This is a genomic window from Dactylosporangium sp. NPDC000521 (genome assembly GCF_042898305.1).
Lineage (GTDB): Bacteria > Actinomycetota > Actinomycetes > Mycobacteriales > Micromonosporaceae > Dactylosporangium.
Genome location: NZ_JBIAYW010000001.1, coordinates 51,606 through 72,648 on the forward strand (window position 1 = coordinate 51,606; position 21,043 = coordinate 72,648).

The 21,043-nt window shown below is 71.0% G+C and carries 20 protein-coding genes and 1 pseudogene; 12 read left to right on the top strand and 9 right to left on the bottom strand.

Annotated features, from left to right (window positions below):
- Nucleotides 1-53: 53 nt before the first annotated feature.
- A complete protein-coding gene (locus ACFY3L_RS00250) occupies nt 54-509 on the top strand; it encodes a MarR family winged helix-turn-helix transcriptional regulator (RefSeq protein ID WP_389316701.1) in 456 nt (151 codons plus the stop codon).
- A gap of 102 nt (nt 510-611) precedes the next feature.
- Nucleotides 612-857 carry a hypothetical protein gene (locus ACFY3L_RS00255; RefSeq protein ID WP_389316703.1) on the top strand — a complete coding sequence of 82 codons (246 nt, stop codon included), beginning with the start codon at nt 612-614 and terminating at the stop codon, nt 855-857.
- Nucleotides 858-1,130: 273 nt separating this feature from the next.
- Here ACFY3L_RS00255 and ACFY3L_RS00260 read toward each other — a convergent pair whose 3' ends face one another.
- The 7 genes and pseudogenes from ACFY3L_RS00260 to ACFY3L_RS00290 form a co-directional block, all read right to left on the bottom strand.
- Nucleotides 1,131-2,681, bottom strand: a complete 1,551-nt coding sequence (locus ACFY3L_RS00260) for a sensor histidine kinase (protein WP_389316706.1) — start codon at nt 2,679-2,681, stop codon at nt 1,131-1,133.
- Nucleotides 2,682-2,846: 165 nt separating this feature from the next.
- The gene (locus tag ACFY3L_RS00265) at nt 2,847-3,548 is read right to left on the bottom strand and encodes an MFS transporter (protein ID WP_389316709.1); all 702 of its coding nucleotides are present in this window, start codon (nt 3,546-3,548) and stop codon (nt 2,847-2,849) included.
- A gap of 91 nt (nt 3,549-3,639) precedes the next feature.
- Nucleotides 3,640-4,095: pseudogene (locus ACFY3L_RS00270) on the bottom strand (MFS transporter); the annotation flags it as partial.
- An 83-nt stretch (nt 4,096-4,178) separates the two neighbouring features.
- Nucleotides 4,179-5,318, bottom strand: a complete 1,140-nt coding sequence (locus tag ACFY3L_RS00275; RefSeq protein WP_389316712.1) for a glycoside hydrolase family 105 protein — start codon at nt 5,316-5,318, stop codon at nt 4,179-4,181.
- Nucleotides 5,319-5,339: 21 nt separating this feature from the next.
- On the bottom strand, nt 5,340-6,413 hold the full coding sequence (locus ACFY3L_RS00280; protein WP_389316715.1) for a glycoside hydrolase family 43 protein: 1,074 nt from the start codon (nt 6,411-6,413) through the stop codon (nt 5,340-5,342).
- Nucleotides 6,414-6,562: 149 nt separating this feature from the next.
- Nucleotides 6,563-9,553: a discoidin domain-containing protein gene (locus ACFY3L_RS00285; protein ID WP_389316718.1), complete on the bottom strand. Its 2,991-nt coding sequence runs from the start codon at nt 9,551-9,553 to the stop codon at nt 6,563-6,565.
- 51 nt (nt 9,554-9,604) lie between these two features.
- On the bottom strand, nt 9,605-9,889 hold the full coding sequence (locus ACFY3L_RS00290; RefSeq protein WP_389316721.1) for a DnaB-like helicase C-terminal domain-containing protein: 285 nt from the start codon (nt 9,887-9,889) through the stop codon (nt 9,605-9,607).
- Nucleotides 9,890-10,179: 290 nt separating this feature from the next.
- Between ACFY3L_RS00290 and ACFY3L_RS00295 the strand changes: the two genes are divergently transcribed.
- The 8 genes from ACFY3L_RS00295 to ACFY3L_RS00330 all read left to right on the top strand — a co-directional run bounded on the left by ACFY3L_RS00295 (nt 10,180) and on the right by ACFY3L_RS00330 (nt 17,957).
- A complete protein-coding gene (locus ACFY3L_RS00295) occupies nt 10,180-10,833 on the top strand; it encodes a choice-of-anchor M domain-containing protein (RefSeq protein ID WP_389316723.1) in 654 nt (217 codons plus the stop codon).
- Between the two features lie 29 nt (nt 10,834-10,862).
- Entirely contained in the window at nt 10,863-11,507 is a 645-nt protein-coding gene (locus ACFY3L_RS00300; RefSeq protein WP_389316726.1) for a choice-of-anchor M domain-containing protein, read from the top strand.
- 95 nt (nt 11,508-11,602) lie between these two features.
- The gene (locus ACFY3L_RS00305; protein WP_389316729.1) at nt 11,603-13,489 is read left to right on the top strand and encodes a TIGR03773 family transporter-associated surface protein; all 1,887 of its coding nucleotides are present in this window, start codon (nt 11,603-11,605) and stop codon (nt 13,487-13,489) included.
- Nucleotides 13,486-15,009 carry an anchored repeat ABC transporter, substrate-binding protein gene (locus ACFY3L_RS00310; RefSeq protein WP_389316731.1) on the top strand — a complete coding sequence of 508 codons (1,524 nt, stop codon included), beginning with the start codon at nt 13,486-13,488 and terminating at the stop codon, nt 15,007-15,009. The genes ACFY3L_RS00305 and ACFY3L_RS00310 overlap by 4 nt, the downstream gene beginning before the upstream one ends.
- Nucleotides 15,009-15,848, top strand: coding sequence for a choice-of-anchor M domain-containing protein (locus ACFY3L_RS00315; RefSeq protein WP_389316734.1), 840 nt, complete (start codon nt 15,009-15,011; stop codon nt 15,846-15,848). Before ACFY3L_RS00310 ends, ACFY3L_RS00315 begins: the two co-directional genes overlap by 1 nt.
- A 26-nt stretch (nt 15,849-15,874) precedes the next feature.
- Nucleotides 15,875-16,570 (top strand): anchored repeat-type ABC transporter ATP-binding subunit, encoded by a 696-nt coding sequence (locus tag ACFY3L_RS00320; RefSeq protein WP_389316737.1) that lies wholly within the window; start codon nt 15,875-15,877, stop codon nt 16,568-16,570.
- Entirely contained in the window at nt 16,567-17,508 is a 942-nt protein-coding gene (locus ACFY3L_RS00325; protein WP_389316740.1) for an anchored repeat-type ABC transporter permease subunit, read from the top strand. The genes ACFY3L_RS00320 and ACFY3L_RS00325 overlap by 4 nt, the downstream gene beginning before the upstream one ends.
- A 38-nt stretch (nt 17,509-17,546) precedes the next feature.
- Entirely contained in the window at nt 17,547-17,957 is a 411-nt protein-coding gene (locus tag ACFY3L_RS00330; protein WP_389316743.1) for a Fur family transcriptional regulator, read from the top strand.
- 86 nt (nt 17,958-18,043) lie between these two features.
- Here the strand turns inward: ACFY3L_RS00330 and ACFY3L_RS00335 are convergent, their stop codons facing one another.
- Nucleotides 18,044-18,778, bottom strand: coding sequence for a TIGR03943 family putative permease subunit (locus tag ACFY3L_RS00335; protein WP_389316745.1), 735 nt, complete (start codon nt 18,776-18,778; stop codon nt 18,044-18,046).
- Entirely contained in the window at nt 18,775-19,773 is a 999-nt protein-coding gene (locus tag ACFY3L_RS00340) for a permease (protein ID WP_389316748.1), read from the bottom strand. Before ACFY3L_RS00340 ends, ACFY3L_RS00335 begins: the two co-directional genes overlap by 4 nt.
- A gap of 40 nt (nt 19,774-19,813) precedes the next feature.
- Between ACFY3L_RS00340 and ACFY3L_RS00345 the strand changes: the two genes are divergently transcribed.
- Together ACFY3L_RS00345 and ACFY3L_RS00350 are read left to right on the top strand one after the other, a co-directional pair.
- Entirely contained in the window at nt 19,814-20,329 is a 516-nt protein-coding gene (locus tag ACFY3L_RS00345; protein WP_389316751.1) for a hypothetical protein, read from the top strand.
- Nucleotides 20,330-20,341: 12 nt separating this feature from the next.
- On the top strand, nt 20,342-20,950 hold the full coding sequence (locus ACFY3L_RS00350) for a hypothetical protein (RefSeq protein WP_389316753.1): 609 nt from the start codon (nt 20,342-20,344) through the stop codon (nt 20,948-20,950).
- Nucleotides 20,951-21,043 lie beyond the last annotated feature (93 nt).

Below are 21,043 nucleotides of genomic sequence, written 5' to 3' on the forward strand. Positions count from 1 at the left end.
CTTTGGCCGGAGCCGTCACGCATCAGTGGCTCTCGAGACGAGGTGAACAGGTCGTGGGTATCGGCGACGACGCGGTCGAGATCCGCGCCCAAGGCTGGCGGACCCTCGCAGCCCTGCACGGCCTCATCGACACGGCCCTTGAGAAGGCATTACAGGCCGAGCATGACCTGTCGGTCGTCGAATACACGGTGCTCGACGCCCTGTCGCGCCAGGACGGCTGGCACATGCGCATGCAGCAGTTGGCCCGAGCAGCGGCGCTGTCCAGCAGCGCGACTACCCGCCTGGTCAACCGCCTGGAAGACCGAGGACTGCTCACCCGAATCCTCTGCCAGGACGACCGCCGCGGCATCTACACCGAACTCACCGAACGAGGCTGGACGCTGCTCAAACAGGCCCGTCCAACGCACGACGAAATCCTGGCCACCGCCCTCGCACAAGCCGAGGAAATGCCCGAACTGGCACCCCTGGTCAACGCCCTGCACCGACTACCTGCCAGAGCATCGGCATGAAGCGACCCCCCGGCGAACGAACGCCCGGGACTGCACCCCGACGTATCCATCGACGCAAAGTAATGATTGCGCATCGACGGGAGTAATCGTTAACTTTCTTTCATGAAGCGACTCGTCGTCAGGGCGGTATTGATCGTAAGCGTTGTGCTGTCGGCCGTCGGCATCGGCTCGGCAGCGCAGGCCGGGGCGCCCGGCTACACCCGGCAGGGGCTGTACGGCTGGCCCGACCAGTGCGCCGGGATCGGCTACGTCGGCCAGCAGAACCACCAGTGGACCTCCTACTACTGCGAAACCATCCAGGCGACCAACTGGAACGCACCCGGCCTCTATGCGCTCTGGGTCGCCTGAACGCGCCAAACCGTAGGGCGATGACGCGACCGCCCGGATGCAATGGACGGCTGGCACGGCTGCTCGAGGTGCGCGGCGTCGACATCGGCGACGCCGCGCACCGACTGACCTCGCGCTGGCGTGGTTGCTGACCTACCTGCCGCGAGCCGTTGCGGAGCTGCGGCGGCTCTTCGAGTCCATGCCACAGGAGCCCCGGCCCGATCCGCAGCCGCCGGAGCCCGCGTACCACCGCTACCCCGACGACGGGGCCGGGGCCCCGTTGGAGCCGTGGTGTCAGGGTTGGTTGAGTGGGAGCTTGGCCTGCAGGTGGGTGCCCTGGCCGGCCGGGCTGTCGAAGGTGAGCGTGCCGCCGAGTGCTTCGACGCGGTCGGTCAGTCCGGTGAGGCCCGTGCCGCGTTTGGGGTCCGCGCCGCCGATGCCGTCGTCGCGTACCGACAGGTGCAGGTAGCCGTTCCGGACCTGCACGCAGACGTTGGCGTGCGTGGCCTGAGCGTATTTGGCGGCGTTCGTCAGCGCCTCCGCGACCACGTAGTAGGTCGCGATCTCGACCGGCTCCGGCTGCCGGCCGTCGACGTGCATGTCGAGTTCCACGGGGACGGCGGAGCGGCGGGCCAGCGTGCGGAGCGCGGGTCGCAGGCCGCCCTCGGTGAGGATCGCCGGGTGCAGGCCGCGGGAGAGCTCCCGCACGTCGTCGACTGTGTCGGTCAGCCCGGTCACGACGGCGGCCAGCTGCTGCCGGAGCTGGGTCGACTCCGGCGGTACGTTCGCCTCGGCCTGGCGGATGTCCAGCGCGAGTGAGACGAGCCGGTGCTGGACGCCATCGTGCAGGTCGCGCTCGAGCTGTCGGCGGGTGCGGTCGGTGGCGAGCACGAGCCGTGCCCTCGATGCGACGAGGTTGGTGCTCTCCACGAGCGTGACCGCTTGGCGGATGATCAGCAGCACGATGACGACGGTTGCGACGACGACCTCGACGCCGTCCATCGGGATGCCCCGGACGAGCTGCACGATGAACAGTACGCCGGTGCCCGCGACGGGCACGTACGGCAGCAGCAGGTGGCCCCAGCGGGCGTGCGGGCGTATCGCCCAGCCTGGTGTCTCCTGGGTTGGGGTCAGCACGGCGACTGCGACGAGTCCGAGCCCGATGACGAGCCCGACATGGGTCAGCGGCGGTAGGCTGGATGCGCCTCTGGACAGCCGATAGAGGAAGATGCTGTCGGAGAGCGACATGGAGAACAGCCCGGCGCCGAGGATGATCAGCTGCAGTCGGTTCGACGCCGACGATGCCGCCGAGATCAGGAGAATGACCAGGACGGTCAGCAGCAACTCGGTGACCGGGTAGGCGATGGCGGCTGCGTAGGTGAGCTTGCTACCAGCACCGGCCCGCACGAGTGGCCCGAGCGTGGTGGCCCAGGTGAGCACGAACAACGCACCGACGACAATGAGCCCGTCAAGGACCATCACCAGTTGCCCCGAGCGGCGCCGTAGTGGGCCCTGCGCGGGCTGGTCGGTGGCCAGAGTAATGAGTGCCACGAGGGCGAACAGCGGCATGGTCATGAATGCGGCGTCCGCGAGCGACGGGAACGGCAGCGTGACGTTGAGGACCAGCTGGTACCAGGACCAGATGAGCCGCCCGATCATCCAGCCGCATGTCGCGACGCCCATCCACACCCGCCAACGCCGTTGCGCACCGGAGTGCTGTCTGGCAGTGATCCAGCAGGCGAGAGTCGCGACGAGCGCAGCGGAGAAGTGCCCGGCGTCGTCGAGGAGCGTCGACCACCACGGGTTGAGCAACCCCGAACTGGCCAGTCCGACGGCGGCAATCACCCATACGGCGGTGACTGCGAGAAGGGCCGGCAAGGGTCCGCGCGACAACTTGCTCAACCCTGACGGAAGGAAGTTATGGCGACACGCGGACAAGGTTACCCCGCCCCGTGTGGCTTCCGCCGCGTCGCGACCCCACGGTTGGGTCCCGGTCAGTTCGCCAGCTGATCAGACAGGCCGCCCACCGGTACACCTTCTCGAAACCCGACACCACAGGCATGGCTGCCCAGGTTGAAAGGCATGGGCGGTATCGACCCGGGCTGTCGCACCGCGACGGCGACAGCCGACGCGGCTGCTCGCCGGCGGCCGGGAGGTGTCCGCTGCGTCACGGGTGAGTGCCCAGACCGCCAGGGCGCAGGCGGCGAACGCGGCCCCGAGGACGCTGGAGCCGGTCCATCCGGCGGCGGCGAACGCCTTCGTCGTCGCGGTGGCGCCGACCGCGGAGCCGAGGGAGTAGAAGACCATGTATCCGCCGATGACGCTGCTGGTCCGGTCGGGTTTGGCGGCGGTGAGCAGGTGCTGGTTGCTCACGTGGACGGCCTGCACGGCGAAGTCGAGCGCGACGACGCCGATGACGAGCGGCCACAGCGACCACGAGGCCGAGGCGATCGCCGGCCAGGACGCGATGAGCAGGACGAGGGCGCCGCCGGCGACGCGGCCTGTGTGCCCGGCGTCGGCCCATCGGCCTGCGCGGGCGGCGCCGAGTGCTCCGGCCAGCCCGGCGACGCCGAACGAGCCGATCTGTGCGGCGTTCAGGTGCCACGGGGCGTCGGAGAGCGGGAGGGCCAAGCCGCTCCACAGTGTGCCGAACGAGGCGAAGAGGAAGAACGCGATCAGGCCGCGGCTGACGAACGGCCGGTCCCGGAGCAACCCGACCAGCGATTCGAGCGCTCGGCGATACGTGGTCCCGCCCCGTGCGTGAATCGGCGGGCAGCACCGCGGCGACCAGCATCGCCAGCAGCACCGACAACGTGGCCAGGGTGATGTACACGCTGCGCCAGCCCCAGGCTTGCGCCAGCGCGCCGGTGAGTACCCGGGCGCCCAGGATGCCGATCACGACCCCTGAGGTGACCACCCCGATGGTCCGCCCGCGGTCCTCCGGCCGCGACAGCGCGGCAGCGTACGCCACCGTGGTCTGCACGATGACGGCGAACAGGCCTGCGCAGGCGAGCCCCACGAACGCCAACGCGCTGGACGCCGCGACGGCGACCAGCCCGGCGCCCACGCCCGTGAGTATGAGGTGCGCGGCGATGAGGTTCCGTCGGTCGAGGACATCTCCCAGCGGGACGAGCGCGATGAGGCCGGCCAGGTAGCCGAGCTGGCCGACGGCGACGACCCAACCGGCCCCGGCGCGCCGACGGGGCGGTCCTCGATGCCGGAACGACGCACGTGCGGAAAGTGTCGTAGCGGGCGTCACCGCGGCCGGGGCGGCTATGTCCAGGCCGACGTGACCAGTGAGGATCAGGTGCGCGCCGCGGTCGAGCGCGCACCGTTGGAACGTTATGCGCGCAGCTGCTCGTTCATGATCAGGAAGGCGCCGAGTCCGTGTGTGTCATTCACCCTGCGGAGACGATTGAAGTAGTAGTCCTCGTCCCCGACGTTGGTGCCCTCGCAGATGTCGACGATCCGGGTCAGGCCGTCGGAGCCCATTGACAGCTGGCCGAGCACTCCTTGGTATCCCTTCGACGCCACGTGCTGGTACTCCGGACCGAGGTACCCACGCTGGACCCCTCGCGAGAGCATGAAGGTGAACATCGCGGAGCAGGACGTTTCCCGCCAGTTGCGGGTGTCGGTGCTCTTGTTCACGACCTGGTACCACATCCCGGTCCAGGCGCCCTGGTAGTTACGGTAGCCGGCGGCGAGATGGCGGACGATGTCGATCAGGAGGGCCCGCCGGGGGTGGTTGGCGGGGAGGACCTCGAGGAGTTCCACGGCGGTCATACCGAACCAGCCGATCGCCCGTCCCCAGTGCACCGTCGAACGGCCGCCGTTGCTCTTCGCCCACGGTGCGGAGCCGTCCTCGTCGTACGCGTGGAACATCAGCCCGTTGTCCGACTTCAGGTGTTTGAAGTAGACGGCCATGTTCTTTCCGGCCTCTTCGTAGCAGTACTGCGCGTCGCCGAACGTGCGGCCGTACAGGGCCAGGAATGGGAGGGCCATGTAGACCCCGTCGCACCAGAGTTGGCCCTTCGCGTTGATGTTGTGGATCAGGGCGCCGTCGGTGGTGCGCGGGTAGGTGTTGAGCCGCCGCCGGACCTGCTCGGCTGCGGTGCGGTATTTCCGCAGCCCGGTCTCGTTGTACAGCAGCGGCAGAAGTTGTGCGGGGCGCATCGCGTCGAGGCTGTTGAACTGGTTGGTGACGCCGCTGTCAGTGACGAACCGGTCGACCCACGCCTTGATGTAGTCGAAGTACTTCGACTCGCCGGTGCGCCGGTAGAACAGGTACTGGCCGTACAGGTACAGGGCCTTGTGGTACTCCCATCCGCCGAAGGCCGCGGGGGTGAACCGTGCCATCGTCGAGTCGACGATGGCACGCGAAACGTCAGCGGGCAGCTCCGCCGCTCGGGCTTCGCCCGGCAACGCCAGAGCACCCAGTGCAGCGGCTGATCCCGCCAGTACGGACCGTCGGGACAGGTTCATGACGTACTCCTTCTGCTTCGGCTATTCAAAGAACTTCAGGCTGTAGCCGACATCGGTGGTAGCGCCGGGAACGTTGGCGCGCCGATAGGTGGTCTTGCTCCACCAGACGGCCGTGCCGGTGTACCAGTAGCGGTTCGACCAGGAGTACGGCGTACCCTTGGCGACGGCATGGAACATCGTCGCGAACCGCCGGCCGGACGGCGGACTGGCCGCGATGTCCCCACGCTCCAGCACGAAGGTGTGGTGCCCGGGGCCGTCGACCTGCAGCGTCGGGTCCCACCCGGACATCATGTTGTCGGAGTGCGAGCCGAACAGGCAGCCGTTGCTCTTGTACCAGTCCCACACGTTCGTCGGATCCCCGCCGGCGCGTAGTCGCAGGTCGGCCAGACAATAGCGACTGCTCCAGCTGCCGTTGGCCGAGTACACGATGTGCAGCTGCCCGTTGGGGTCGAGAATCGGCTCAGGAGCCTCGTTGATGTAGGGGTTGCCGACAACGCGCTCCCAGGACTCCCGTGGCTGTGAGATGACGTAGCGACCGCCGGTCGTGGTGGTGGGGCTGCTCATCCGCGCGATGTAGAGGTTCTGTTCGACGTTGGTGTCACCGGCCCATCCGGACCACACGAACCATCGCTGCCCCTGGAACGTGAACGGCACGCCGTCGATCGCCCACTTGTCACCGGGCAACGCCACTTTCGTGGCAGGGGTGTAGCTGGAATCCGGGCTGGTCGAGCTGATGTGGTACATCCGGTGTGCACCGCTGCGCCCGGCCGCGAAGTAGATCTGGTAACGCCCGTCCTGGTAGACGATCTCCGGTGCCCATACCTCGCCGAGGTTGCCGGTGTCGCGCCAGACCTGGCGTTTGGGCGCGGTGGCGATGCCGGCGAGCGTGGTGGCGGACCGGACCGCGATGCCGCCGTCGACGGATTTGGCGGAGACGTAGAGCCCACCGACCTTGATGACACTGGGGTCGGCACCACCGAGGGTGGTGGCGGCGGCGTCGGCGTGCCGCACGAAGGTCAGGCTCAGTCCGAGCGTGACAGCGCCGGCGAGCGTGAGCGCGCCGAGGCCTTTGAGGCGGCGGGAAAGGGTTGTCATCGGGAGATCTCCATCCAGTCGATCGATTGGGTGAAGGTCCGCGTCAGCGGCTGTCCACCCGGGACGGGTCGCGGCCCGAGGATCAGGTCCATCGGGTCGGTCGGGATGACGGGCGGGCCGGTGATCGTCGTGAACAGCCGCCCGCTGGGCTATGCGGTGACCGACAGCTCGATGAGCTCCGCGTCGCCGGTGGTCCAGCCCGGCACTGCCACCGCGACGTACCGCGCGGACAACGGCCCGCTGAAGGTGGCGTAGGCCGCGCCGTCGGTCGAGGTCTCGATGCGCGCCGCACGGCGGGTGCCGCTGGTCCAGGTCAGCGACACGTTCGCGACGGCGCGTGACACGCCCAGGTCGACGACCATCCGCCCGTTGGGGCCGGGGCGCCAGGCGGTGCCGGGGTTGCCGTCGACGGCGTACGACGGTTCGCCCATGCCGGCGGGCAACGGCGAGGTGGGGAACGTGGCGCGTCCGCGGGCCAGGTCGGAGGTGGGGGTGACCGGTCCGCTGACCGGCACGGCGAAGCTTCGGCTTTCCCCGGCGGGCACCTGGGCGCGCGCCGACCAGGCGCCCGCCGCGAGGTTCAGGTCGACAGCGGCGCCGGTAGGTGCGGTGATGGTGACGTGGTGTGAGTCGGCGACGGAGAACCGGGTGCCCGCCGGTGCGCGGCCGGTCAGGGTGAACCTGGCGGGACGGACGGCGCCGGTGCCGGCGGGCACCGAGGCGGTGAGGTCCAGGCCGCCGTCCGTGCGGACGACCGACACTCCGCGGTACAGCCGGTCGCCGCGCGGCAGGGTCAGCACCACGCTGTTCACGGCGGTGGGGGAGAGGTTGAGCAGGGTGAGGTACCCGTCGGCGTCGCTCAGGCGCAGGGTGGCCGGCCCGCCGGTCGGAAGCCGTCGGCTTGCCGCGGCAGCCAGGTCGGTACCGGTGCCGGTGTATCCCTCGATGAGGTTGGCGGGTGGGATGGTGATGCTCGCCGCGGACGCCGTGATAGGGCTGGCGGCGCCGTGCGCGACGAGGCCGGCGCGGCCGTCGATGCCCGCCCAGGCGCCCAGTGTCGCGGTCGCGGGTGCGGTGACCGCGGTGGTCCAGGTGGTGCCGTTCGTCGAGGTCTGGATGAGGTACGAGGTGGCGTAAGCGGCCTCCCAGCGCAACCGCACGCCGGTGAGCTGAACGGTGGCGCCGAGGTCGACGGCGAGCCAACTGTCGGCGCGGGTGCGTTCCTCGCGCGAGACCGCCCACCGGGTGCCGGCGTCACCGTCGACAGCGTTGGCGGCCGGGTAGGCCGGGTCGGCCGATGACGCGGTGACCGTGCGGCCGCGCGCCCGGTCGGTGCCCGCGGCGTCGAGGGCCTCGAAGGAGAACAGCGAACAGCCGTATGCGCCGGCGGCCGACCGGCCGAGGAAGCGCACATGCCGGGCAGCGCGAGCGGTGAATGTGACCTCGTCGGTGCCGCCGTCGCCAAGCCCGGGAGGGGGTGTCACGGCACCGCCGGGTCCGGTGAAGGTGCGGCTGCCGTCGAGGCCGGGCACTCCCGGCATGTTCAGGTTGAACAGGGTCAGCGAGGATGGACCAGGCCCGGCGTAGACGACGGTGCCCGTGGGGAGGGTGGCGTAGCCGGCCCACCCGGCGGCGGTCTGCAGCACCGTGATGGTGGCGTCGACGCCGTCGCGGGCCGCGACGTACGCGCCCGTCCACTGTCGGGTCGGCGCCGCGGTCTGGGCCGGGAGGAAGGCCGGCGCCCGGGTGTCGATCAGCCAGTTGTCGTGTCCGGGTTGCCACAGGAACCGGACGTAGCCGGGCTTCGTGACGGCGGCCGCGAAGCCGGTGATGCTCTGGTGCGCGGTCAGCCCGACGGCCGGGCCGAAGTCGCGCACTCCTGCGGCGGCCGCGAAGAACTCGCCGCTGGTCACCGGTTGCACCGGGGTCGCGCGCCAGCGGTGGAACAGGTAGGCGATGGCGAGTTCGGCGCGGGCCTCCGGCTCGTACTTCTCCTCGCCGCTGAACTTCGTCAGCCGGTTCTCCGGCGCGTACTTGAGGTACGGCATCAGCCGCGCCGCGAGGTCGGCCTCGGCGCGGGCGGCGTGCGGGTCGCCCTGGACCTGGGCGAGGAACGCCAGGGGCAGCACGTCGCGACCGTACAGGTGGTAGCGGTCGGCGACCATCGGCATCACCGGCTCGCCCGCGTCGCTGGCCAGCAGGCGCAGCGTGGCCCACAGCTCCCGCCCGTTGGGCTGGCGGGTGAGGACCTGCGGCAGGGGCTTTCCAGCCGCGAGGAAGTGCGCCGCGGCCCGTCCCGCGGTGCGCCACAGTTCGGCCTGGTAGTGCGGGTTGACCGACTCGTGGTTCTCCACCACGAACGTGTCGTGCAGGTTGTGCGCGACGTTCCAGGAGCTGACCGGGCGTCCGTCGATCACGGCCGGGTTGGCCCGGTCGGCGGCGGGCAGCCCGCTGGCGTTGGCGGCCCAGAACACGAACCGCTCCTGCCAGCGGGCGGCCTCGGCGTCGCCGGCCGGGGCCCACGCCAGCCCGGGCGCGATGGCCTGCGCGTAGACGCCCATCTCCTCGAGCTTGGTGTCGCCGGTGTAGCCGCCGCTGCTGCCGTTCGGGCTCCACGAGCCGCTGAGCGGGTCGTTGCCGGTGCCGAGCCCGTACGCGTAGGCGGCCTGCCCGCGGGCGATGGCCTCGACGTTCGCCCGGGTGGTCGCGTTCAGGTCCGCCCACAACAGCCGGGCGGCGAGCACGAAGTACAGCTCGAACGTCGAGTCCCAGAACAGCCGACGCCCCCACTCGGCGCCTCCGGCCAGCCGGTTCGTCGCGGCGAACCTGGTGATCGTGGCGACGGTGCGCGTGCGCAGGGTGGCAGCGTCGACACCAGCGAGGGCCGCGTCATAACCGTCGGTCGTCAGGAGCACGGCGTTGCCGAGGACGGCGGCGAACCGGAAGTCCGCGGCCCGGTACGCGCCGATCGACGCATCCCACTGTTGCTGCACCCAGCGGGTGTGCACGAGCAACAGGCGGTGGTACTCCTCGGCGACGGGGTCGGCGACGGCGGCCGCCGCCGGCAGCGCGGTCGCGGGCAGTGCGAAGGCACCACCGGCGGCGCCGAACGCGGCAAGCAAGGTGCGGCGGGTCAGCATGCCAGTACAGTCGCAACGCGACCGAGTTGGGTCAATATCTGCAAGGAAAGTTTACAAAACCTGCCGCTCCGCCGAACCCCACGCTTCGAGCTGGCACAGGACCACGATCACGATGCCCAGTTCCATGGCGAGCGGTTCGAGATGGCGCGAGATCTCCGCCATCTCGTGGAATCGCTGAGACGTCGGTTGTCCTGCCGTCAGGACCTGCGCCGGATCAATGACGACCAGCTGTACGGCGAGTTCAACGGCAGCGCGGCGGATCTGGCGGCTGACGTTCGCGAGCGTCGGAGTGCGGGCGTCATTGACGACCGGCGGAGCCTCGCTGATGTCGCCCATTCGGCCATCGCCGACTTCCCTGCCGCAGCGCACGTACTCCCGGATGTCTGAACGCGAGCTTGGTGCCGCCCTCGGCGTGTGGTGTCGGCCTGAGGTCGCCGGGGTGACCGGGAACCGCCCGAGCGCATTGTCCGGTGTGGACACTCGCCACGCGGGGCCGTTCGACGCGGTTGGCCTCCGTGACGCGCGCCGCGATGCAGTGCGGAGCGCGGTGGGGGCTTGACGTCTTATTGAAAATGAATATCGTTACGGATAACCCCGCCCCGGGCGGGAGACTGAGGAGGATTGGTATGCGGGTTCGTATCCCGTTGCTGGGTGCTGCCACGACGGCGTTGACGGTCGCGCTGCTGGCCGTCGGTACCCCGGCGCAGGCGGCCGGAGTGGTGCTGTCGCAGGGCCACGTCGACGCCGTCGACGTGGCCTTCGAGGACGGTGCGTTCGAGCTGTCGGTGCATGACGAGACGGTCGATCCGGATGTCGAGCGTGACCCGGCGTCCGTCGTGTTCAAGGTGCCGTCGCAGGCCGCGGTCACGGTGCCGGCGGACCCGGCCTACGCGTTCCTGGGCTCGCCGGGTTCGACCGTCTACGTGCTGCCCGAGGTGCAGGACCCGGCGCTGCTGTGGGCAGGACTCGCCACGGAGGAGCTGGAACCGGGCGTGTTCGCTGGTGACAGCGTCCGGATCCGGTTCCGGCAGGTGCTCGGCCCGGACGGGTTCAGCCTGTTCGCCACCGACCCGGCCGGCGCGCCGCTGGTCGCGGTGGACAGCGAGAACGGCCTGCCCGACATCGTGACGCTGCCGGTGGCGACCCATGCGCACTACAACTGGGCGTTCGAGCGGCCAGGCACGTACCGGATCAAGGTCGACGTCACTGCGCGGCTCGCGTCCACGGGCGTGACGGTCACCTCCGACCCGGTGTGGCTGAAGTTCGTCGTCTGCGCGTGATCCCCGTTCATCGATCGAGAAGGAAGCTCATGAGACTGTTCCGCCGGTCCGTCGCCGTGATGGCGGCCGCCGTGGTGCTGCTGGGCCTGGCCGCCACGCCCGCGTCCGCCGCCACCATCCAGTCCGGGCACATCGACGGCCTCGACATCGACTACGTCAACGGCGCACTGAGCCTTGACATCAAGACGTACAGCCCGGTCAATGACGACCTGTCGCCGTCCGGCACGACGCTGCGGCTGCTGTCGTCGTCGGCGATCACCGTGCCGTCCGGCGCCGCCTGGTCGTGCCTCGGCGCGGCCGGTTCCACGGTGTACGTGGCGCCGCAGACCCAGAACGCGAACCTGCTCTACGCCGGCTGGAACGCCGAGGACGTGCCGGCCGCGCAAGGTCCGGTGAAGCTGGAGCTGGTGAGCTGGACCGCCCCGGCCGGTGGATGGTTCGCGCTGTACACGACCGCCGGTTTCCCGGCGACGCCGACGTTCCGGCTCAGCACGAACACCGCCGCCGGTTGCCCGGTGGCGGTGTGGCCGGGCGGCATCGCCGCCGGTACGCACGCCCACGGCAACTGGGCGTTCTCCCAGCTCGGCACCTACACGCTGACGTTCAAGGCGACCGCGCAGAACGGCGCCGGCGCGACGTCGGGCAACGTCACCTACACGTTCCAGGTGGGCTGAGCGCGACCGGTCCGCCCGGCCGCACCGGTCGGGCGGACCGGCTTCCTCCACTGGCCCTCTGGACAGAACGGTTATTGAAAGTGAAAATCGTTTCGATGTCGAAGTCAGCTGATCTTTCGCTGCACGGCCGCAGGCGCTTCGGCGCGGTGCTCGCCGCGGTCGGGGTGCTGGTCGCGATGCTGGGTTCGGCGGCGGTACCGGTGAGCGCCGCCACCGGTGCGCCGGCGCCGCCCAGCCGCCAGCGGACCGTGCTCAACGACGTGCACACCGACCTGTTGTTCGTGGACCACGCCGACGGCGGGCTCGACGTGCGTACCCGCATCGGCAACGGCGACGAGGCGACGTTCGCCGACCCGGCCGACGTGCTGGTGCAGCTGTTCGACACCGACGCCTCGAGGCTGGCGGTGCCGGACCTGCCGGACTACGCGTTTCTTGGCGCCGCGGGCGACCCGATGTGGTTGGCCCCGGAGATCCAGGACTACGCCCTGGTGTGGCCGGGCTGGTCCACCGAGGGCATCGAGCCGGGCGCGATCGCCGGTGACTCCGTGCGGTTCCATCTGCGGGAGGTGCGCGGGCCTGGGCGGGTCGAGGTGTTCGCGTCAGGTCCGGTGGGGGAGCCGTTGCGCTACTTCAGCTCGACGGATCCGGCGTACACCAGCGGCTCGTGGCCGGTGATGACGCACGCGCACGCGAACTGGGTGTTCACCGCCCTCGGCCGGTACGTGCTCACGTTCGAAGTCACCGCGACACACCCGGACGGCCGGACGATCAGCTCCGGCCCGGTCGAGGTCGCCTGGTTCGTCGGCGGCACATCGACGGCCGACATCCCTGCCACACCGACGTCGACCAGCCTCACGCCGCCGCGGGCCACCTCGGCGGCAGGCGAGCCGGTCACCCTCGCCGCGACGGTCGAACCGGCGGGTGCGGACGGCTGGGTGGAGTTCCTCGACGGCGATACCGTCCTGGGCCACGAGCCGGTCACGGCGGGCGCTGCCACCTTCACCGCCACCGGTCTCGCCGTCGGCGGGCACCAGCTGGCGGCCCGGTTCGTCCCCAGGTACAGCACCGACTTCACGCCGTCGGCCGCCCCGGCCGTCGCCCACCAGGTCACCGGCGGATCTCCGTCCGCCGCACCGAGCTCGTCGCCGGTCCCCAGTTCGACGCCCTCCCGCACGGCCGCGCCGGAGGCGACGACCACCACGCCCGCGACGACACTTCCGGCGACGAGTACGGCCGCGCCACGCCCGACATCGTGCGCGCCGACCACCCGTCCCAGCGGCGTCGTCATCTCCTCAGGACACGCCGACGTCGCCGTCCGCCTGGAGAGCGGCAGACCCGTCACGAGGATCAAGGACGGCACCGGCGGCGGCGCACCGGTCTGGCGTCCTCCGTCGGATGTGGTGTTCCATCTCGGTGACGCGGCGACGGCGACGGTGCCGGCCGGACCGTTCGACTTCCTCGGCGGCCAGGGCGCGAAGGTGTGGCAGGTGCCGCAGACCCAGAAGGCGGGCGTGCCCTGGCTCGGCTGGAACACGGAGGAGGCCGGCCAGAGCGGCGGGCCGGTCACCTGGAGGCTCACCGGCGTCGACGGCCCCGGCACGGTCGCGGTGTTCGAGTACGACGCGTTCGGCCAGCCGAAGGTCATCTTCAACAGCAAGGACGGTCTGCCGGACAGCCTCGACGTGCCGACGGGCACCCACGCGCACGGCAACTGGGCGTTCACCAAGCCCGGCGCGTACCGGTTGTCGTTCAGCCACACCCTCGGCGGCACGACCGCGACCTCCGTGGTGACGTTCGCGGTCGGCGGCACCGACCCGAAGACGCTGCTGCCCCGCACGACGAGCACCGGCTGTGCCGCCGCGGACGGCCGGCTGCCCCGCACCGGGGCGGCGCTGTCGCCGCTGATCGGCGCCGGCGCGGCCATGGTCGGCGCCGGCGGAGTTCTGGTCGCGCTGACGTACCGGCGCCGGAGGACGACGTGAACGGCCGGCGCGTCCTCGGCACGCTGATCACCCTGGCCACGGTCGCCGGCTGCGGCGTCGTCCCGTCCGGCGACGCCGCCGTCAGGGTGGTCGCGACCACCGAGATCCTCGCCGACCTGGTGCGTGCGGTCGGAGGGGACCGGGTCACCGTCGACTCGGTCGTGCCGCCCGGCGGTGACCCGCACTCGTACGAGCCGACCCCCAGCGACGCGAAGACGATCGCGAAGGCGGATGTGACGTTCACCAACCATCTGCTGCTGGAGGAGCACGCGCTCATCAAGGCGATCGACGCGAACGCGCCGAAGGACGCACCCAACGTCTCCCTCGCGGAGTCCGCGGAGGCGTACGGCGCGCAGGTGATCCCTCTCGTGGAGAACATCGCCCTGGATGTGCCGTGGGTCGGGCTCGCGGTGCGTGGTAGCGGCGCCGCCCGCGGCGCGTCCCGCGCGTCGGAGATCAGGCTGACCGCGACACAGCTCGACGGGCCGGGGCGGCTGGCGGTGTACCTGACGCACGCGCTGGGTCAGCCGGAGGTCTACGTCGACTCCGCCGACGGGCTGTCCCCGGCCGACACCGTGGTGCTGCCCCCCGACGCGCACACCCACGTCAACTGGGCGTTCAGCACGCCGGGGATCTACCGGCTGGCCCTGTCCGCGGCCCTGTCCAACCCCGACGGCGTCGTACAACCGGTGGCGGCGGGTACGTTCACGTTCGCTGTCGGCGTGGACCCGCACACCGTGGCACGCGGGGCCACCGTGCTGGACCGCGGCCACACCGATGTGGCCGTCGACCTCGACCGCGGCGAGATGTACGCCTGGACCGACGCGGGCACGCCCGGCACGCAGCAGGCCGTGCCCGCCGCCGACGTGGTCATCGACGTGCCCAACCGTGCCCTGGACACCGTGCCGGACGACCCGCGGTTCGCGTTCCTCGGCAGGGCCGGTCAGAGCATCCACCAGCTGCCGCAGGCGGTCCTCGGCAAGCACGTCCACGGCGAGATCGACCCGCACCTGTGGCAGAACGTGGCCAACGCCAAGGCGTACGTGCAGATCATCCGTGACACCCTCGTCACCCGCGACCCGGCCGGCGCCGACGGCTACCGGCGCCGGGCCACGGACTACCTCGCCGAGCTCGACCGGCTCGACCACGACGTGCGCGCCAGGATCGCCACGATCCCCGCCGGCCGCCGGCAGCTCGTCACCACCCACGACGGGTTCGGCTACCTCGCCAGGGCTTACGGGCTGACCGTCGCCGGGTTCGTCGTGCCCAACCCGGCGCAGGAACCCAGCGCCGCGCAGGTCCGGAAGCTCACCGAGACCATCGCCAACCTGCGGGTGCCGGCGGTGTTCATGGAACCCAACCTTTCCAAACGGGCGAGCGTGCTCACCCAGATCGCGAAGGATCAGGACATCCGCATATGCAAGCTCTACGGGGACGCGTTCGACGACCAGGCCAGGACCTACCTGGTGATGATGCGGCACAACGCCGACGAACTGGCCACCTGCCTCGGTGGTCCGTGATGGCCGCTGTGCTGGCGCTGCTGCCTGCGCTGCTGGGGCTGCCGGCGCGGGCGGCGCGGGCGGCGCCGGCGCCGGTCGTCCTCACCGTGGGCCACGCCGACCTCGGACCGCGCGTCGTCGACGGCGGCTGGCGGGTCCAGGTCCGCGACGACACCGTGCGCCCGCCGGCGTGGCGGGCCCTTGACGAGGTCGTCGTCCATGCCGTCGACGCCACCCGCGCTCAGGTCCCGGCAGCGGCGCAGTTCGCGTTCCTCGGTGCCGCCGGCAGCGACGTGTGGATCCTGCCGCAGGTGCAGCGCCCGGACGCGGTCTGGCTCGGCTGGAACACCCAGGACCCCACCGTCGCCACGACGATCCAGCGGGAGGTGACCTGGCGGGTCCATCAGGTCAGCGGCCCTGGAAGGTTCGCGCTGTTCCTCAACGGCAACTTCGGGGCCCCGCAGGTCGTCTTCGACAGCGGCAGACCGCTGCCCCAGGACAGCGGTGTCGAGGTGAACACCCACGTGCACGGCAACTGGGTGTTCACTGCCCCGGGCGCGTACCGCATCGACCTGGAGATGACCGCCGCCGGCAAGGCCGGGGAGCCGCTCAGCGGACGCGGCACTCTGCGTGTCTACGTCGGCGCCGGCGACCCGGCGACGGCGTTCCCCCCGGCGTCCTCACCCGCAGAGAGCGTCGGCACCGGCCCGGCAGCACCCGCAGCGGTCGCGGTGGCAGGCGACTCGACGGCGGGCCGGGCATGGTTGTGGCCCGCCGTCGGCTCCGGGGTGTTGCTCGTCCTGTTGGCGCTGCTTGCCGTCGTGCTGGTGCGGCGCCGGAACCGCAGGGCCGAGCGGTGAGCGCCGCGACCTTGCTCGTTCGCGGTGTGGGAGCCCGGCTGGCCGGACGGGAGGTGCTCGCCGATGTCGACCTGGCCGTGCACGCCGGCGAGATCGTCGGGCTGATCGGACCCAACGGCGCCGGGAAGACCACGTTGCTGCGGGTGGTGCTCGGCCTGCTCGACCGGCACGCCGGCACGGTCAGCGTCGCCGGGCAGCCGGCCGACCGTGTCCGCGGCAGCATCGGCTACGTCCCGCAACGCCACGAGTTCGCCTGGGACTTCCCGATCACCGTCGAGCGCGCCGTCCGGACCGGGCTCACGCACCGCACCCGGTGGCTGGGCCGTCCGCCCCGCGAACACACCACCGCCGCCCGCGCCGCCCTGGAACGGGTCGGCATGGCCGGGCTGCGGCACCGGCCCGTCGGCGAACTGTCCGGCGGGCAGCGGCAGCGGGTCCTCGTCGCCCGGGCCCTGGTCCTGCAGCCGGCGCTGCTGCTGCTCGACGAACCCTTCACCGGCCTCGACCAACCGACCCAGACCATGCTCACCGACCTGCTGCGCCGCCTCGCCGGCGACGGCACCGCGCTCGTTGTCACCACCCACGACCACACCGCCGCGAACCGTCTCTGCGACCGCATCTGCCTGCTCAACCGCACCGTCATCGCCGACGCGGCCCCCGACGAGCTGCGCGACCCGGCCGTGTGGCTGCGGGCGTTCGGCGTCACCGGAGCGACATCATGACCTTCTTCGACCTCGTCGCCGAGCCGTGGGACCACGCGTTCATGCAACGTGCGCTGCTCGTGGCCGCCATGTCCGGCATCGTGTGCGGTGTCGTCGGCAGCCACGTCGTGCTGCGCGGCATGGCCTTCATCGGCGACGCCGTCTCCCACGCCGTCTTCCCCGGCATCGCCGTCGCCTTCGTCCTCAAGGCCGACCTCGTCATCGGCGGCGCCGCCGCGGGCCTGGCCACCGCGCTCGCGATCGCCGCCGTCGCCCAGAACCGGCGGCTCAAGGAGGACACCGTCATCGGCGTGTTCTTCGCCGCCGCGTTCGGGCTGGGGATCGTCGTGCTCAGCAGCGCCCCCGGCTACAGCGGCTCACTGGAGTCGTTCCTGTTCGGGCAGATTCTCGGCATCAGCGACCGCGACGTGCTCACCGTCGCCGGCACCGGTACGACGCTGCTCGCCGCGGCCGCGATCCTGCACAGCCGGCTGGTCACCGTGAGCCTCGACCGGGAGACCGCCCGCGCCAACGGGCTGCCGGTCGCCGCGCTGGACGTCGCCCTGTACGCGATGGTCGCCCTCGCCATCGTCATCTCCCTGCAGGCCGTCGGCAACATCCTCGTCCTCGCCCTGCTCGTCACCCCGGCCGCCTGCGCCAGGCTGCTCACCGACCGGCTCGGCACCATGATGCTCGTCGCGCCGCTCATCGGGTCGCTCGGCGCCGTGTGCGGCCTGTACCTGTCGTACCACCTCGACCTCGCTGCAGGCGGGTTGATCGTGCTCGTGCTGACCGGCGTGTTCATCGGCTGCTGGCTGCTGGCCCCACGGCACGGGCTGCTGGCCCGGATGCGGCTGCGCCGGGCTGGGCCGCAACCCCGACCCGGCCGGCAGGTTGCTGCCTTCGGAAACGGCGGGCCGGTGACCACCGGAATGCAGCAGCGGGGCGATGACACGTGAGCGCTTCCCCGGCGCCGCACGGAGCGGAGCGGCGGCACGTGGGATGGCCTGTCGACGGCCGCCACCACCGCACCCGTCAGCGTCGTGCGGTGCTGGAGCTGCTCGCGGAGACCGATGAGTTCATCAGTGCGCGGCAGGTCCACGCCCGGCTGCGGGAGCGGGGATCGTCGATCGGGCTGACGACCGTCTACCGCACCGTGCAGGCCCTCGCCGATGCCGGGGAGGTCGACACGGTCCGGGTCGACGGCGGGGAGCAGCGGTTCCGGCGGTGCCGCGAGGAACGTCACCATCACCATCTGATCTGCCGGCACTGCGCCCGCACGGTCGAGGTCACCGGCCCGGGCGTGGAGGCCTGGGCGCGGCAGATCGCCCAGGTACACGGCTATTCGGAGGTCAACCACACGCTTGAGCTGTTCGGCACGTGCACCGAGTGCCGTCAGTCCGGGTGACAGTCCGATCCCTGCAGTATCTTGCCCAACTGTGACGCGTCGACCTGCGCACCCTGTCCGTCTGAGTCGCCGCGGCCGTCGGAAGGTCAGGACTCGTACTGCTCGGCGGGCGTGGCGATCGCCTTCGCCTCGATGACGCGAAGGTACGGAATGCTCTCGGCGTTGACCGGATCCTTGACGGTGCGGTCGTCGTACACGCCGACGACCTCGAACCACTGCTCCTGGTTCGGGTCGCTGCCGAGGCCGGCGAGCAGGTCACCGCCGAGGGCGACCTTGATCGGCCGGGCGTCGGCGGCGCAGCAGCTGACGATCATGCGGGCCAGGATCGGGGTGCCGTCGGGTCCGGGCATGACGAAGCCGGTGAGCTGGACCCGCCGGTCGCCCAGTGAGCGGCCCTGGTCGAAGATCGCGCGGGAGGCGTAGTCGAGCAGCCCGATCCGGACCGGGTCGCCCTCCGGCAGCGGGGCGTAATCCGACGGTGCGGCCAGGGCGGTGCCGGTGCGGCCCGCGGCGTAGGAGCCCAACGCCGGCGGTGCGACGAGCAGGAGCCCGAACGCGGGCAGCAGCAACAGCCAGGCGATGCGCGGGCTGTGATGCTCGTGTTCGTGGCCGTGCTCGCCGGGTGATGTCTGCGCGGTCCGGGCCGGGCGCAGGTCCTGCCAGAGTGTGTACGCGCCGGCGAGCAGCAGCAGCACGGCAGCGGCGATGAGAAAGCCACGCAGGCCGGGTTTGACGTAGTTGAGGTACTGGTCGGTCACGCTGGCGCGCATCACGGAGCCGCCGAGCAGCAGCAGGATGATCGCCTGGGTCTGACGGCTCACCAGATCACCGCCCCGACGATCGCCGACACGGTGACGGCCAGCACGAAGGTGGCGGGCGCGAACCGTAGCGCGAACCCGCGGCCGAGGATGCCAGCCTGCATGGCGAACAGTTTCAGGTCGACCATCGGGCCGACCACGAGGAACGCCAGCCGCGCTGTCAGCGAGAACTGGGTGAGCGACGCCGCGACGAACGCGTCGGCCTCTGAGCAGATGGACAAGATGACCGCCAGCAGGCCGAGCGCCACAACGGCCACGACCGGGTTCGCCGACAGCTGCTGCAGCCACGACTTCGGCACGACGACCGCGACGACCGCGGCGGCGGCCGCCCCGACGACGAGGAAGCCGCCGGCGTGCAGGACGTCATGGCGGACCGACGTCCAGAACGCGGGCCACCGGGCCATGCCGTCCAGATGCGCCCGGGACGGCATGCGCAGCCAGTCGCCCTTGCCGAACACCTGCCAGAGCCAGCCCATGAGGCAAGCGACCACCAGGCTGGCCACGGCGCGAGCGAGGACCATCCTCGGCTGCCCGGGAAACGCCACCGCGGTCGACACGAGCACGATCGGGTTGATCGCCGGGGACGCCAGCAGGAACGCGAAGGCGGCCGCGGGTGTGACGCCGCGGCGGATGAGGGCGCCGGCGACCGGCACGGACGCGCACTCGCAGCCGGGCAGGACCACGCCCGCGATGCCCGCCGTCGGTACGGCCAGCACGGGGTGCCTCGGCAGCGCCTTGGCGAAGAACGAGGCCGGCACGAACACCGCGATGACCGCGGACAGTGCCACCCCGAAGACCAGGAACGGCATCGCCTGGATCATGACCGATACGAACACGGTCATCCACGTCTGCAGGGCGGGGGCCGAGACCGCTGCCGTGATCGGTCCGCGCAGCAGCACCACGACGACCAGCAGCCCGGCGAGGACCTCGACGGACCCGATCCTTCGGCCGCGCCGCGGGGCGGGAGTCTGTGCCGGTTGCTGGTCTGTCAGCGTCACCACCGCAGGTTACCGCCTGCTCGGTTGGTACCGTCTCCTCGTGGAAGCGGTCAGGCAAACCGGACCTGTGCGCGCCGCCGCGATGCTGCTCGCGCTGCTGCTGGTCGGGTGGCTGGTGGTCAGCGGTCCGCCGCGCCGGTCCGCGCCCGCCCGGTCGCAGGCGGCGCCTGCCGGGGCGTCGCTGGCGCAGGCCTGGCCGAAGGCTGCCGTCGTGGACACGCCGGGTGTGCTCCCGGACGGCGCGATCTACACGCCGTGGCTGTACGTGGACGTGTCCACCTCGGTCGGTGTCGCACCGACCCCGGACGGCACCGCGCAGCGGGTCGTCGTGCGGGCCGGCGGCGAGTTCCGGGAGCTGCGCCGGGTCACGCAGGACCGGTATCCGAACTTCCTCGGGTTCACCGGTTCGGGTGATGCCGTGTTCTGGGCCGAGACGACATCCGCGTCGACCACCGAGCCGGCCCAGACGCGGCTGTGGCGTGCGTCGCTGCGTGACACGGGGGCACCGGTTCCGCTGACCGCCGACACCGGTGGCATCGTGTTCCTCAACTCGTAGCATGATCTGCTGGTGCACGGCGATCGGCTGCACTGGGCGGCCGCGGTCGAGTCGGCTGACGGCGTGAGCACGGAGCTGCGGTCGGTGCCGGTCGGCGGCGGGCAGGTGACGGTCCGGCGGATCACCGGCGCCTACCAGCTGTCGGCGTGGCCGTGGCTGTTGAGCGTCCCGGGCAGCGGCCCGGCCGCCGAGCCGCTGGAGCTGCGCAACCTCGACACCGATCAGCGGGTCACCGTCGCGTCGTCGCCCAGCGAATACGTCGCGTGCAGCCCGACGTGGTGCCGGTCCATCGTCACCACCGGCTCCGACGGCAGCACCCGCTACGACATCATGCGGTCCGACGGCACGGGCCGCCGCCGTGTCGGGGGAGCCGTGTTCTCCGCCGCCGTCGCCGATGTCGCGCTGCTGGACCGGTTCGAGCCGGTGCTGGAGATGAGCAACCGGACGTCGGGGGGTGCTCAGCAGCGGCTCGTGCTCTACGACGTCACCACCGGCCGGCTGGTCACCGTCGCCGAGAACGTCCGGGAGGTGCTGGCCCGTCAGCACGTGCTGTGGTGGTCGACCGGCGACCGGCAAAGCCAGGTCTGGCACAGCGTGGATCTGGCCACCCTGGTCCCGTAGCAACGACGTCCGCCGGTTCGAAAATATTTACGCTTGCGAATGTATTCACTTCCTGTCGGGTGCGGTGAATCGCGCTTAGCATCGGGCGGAAGC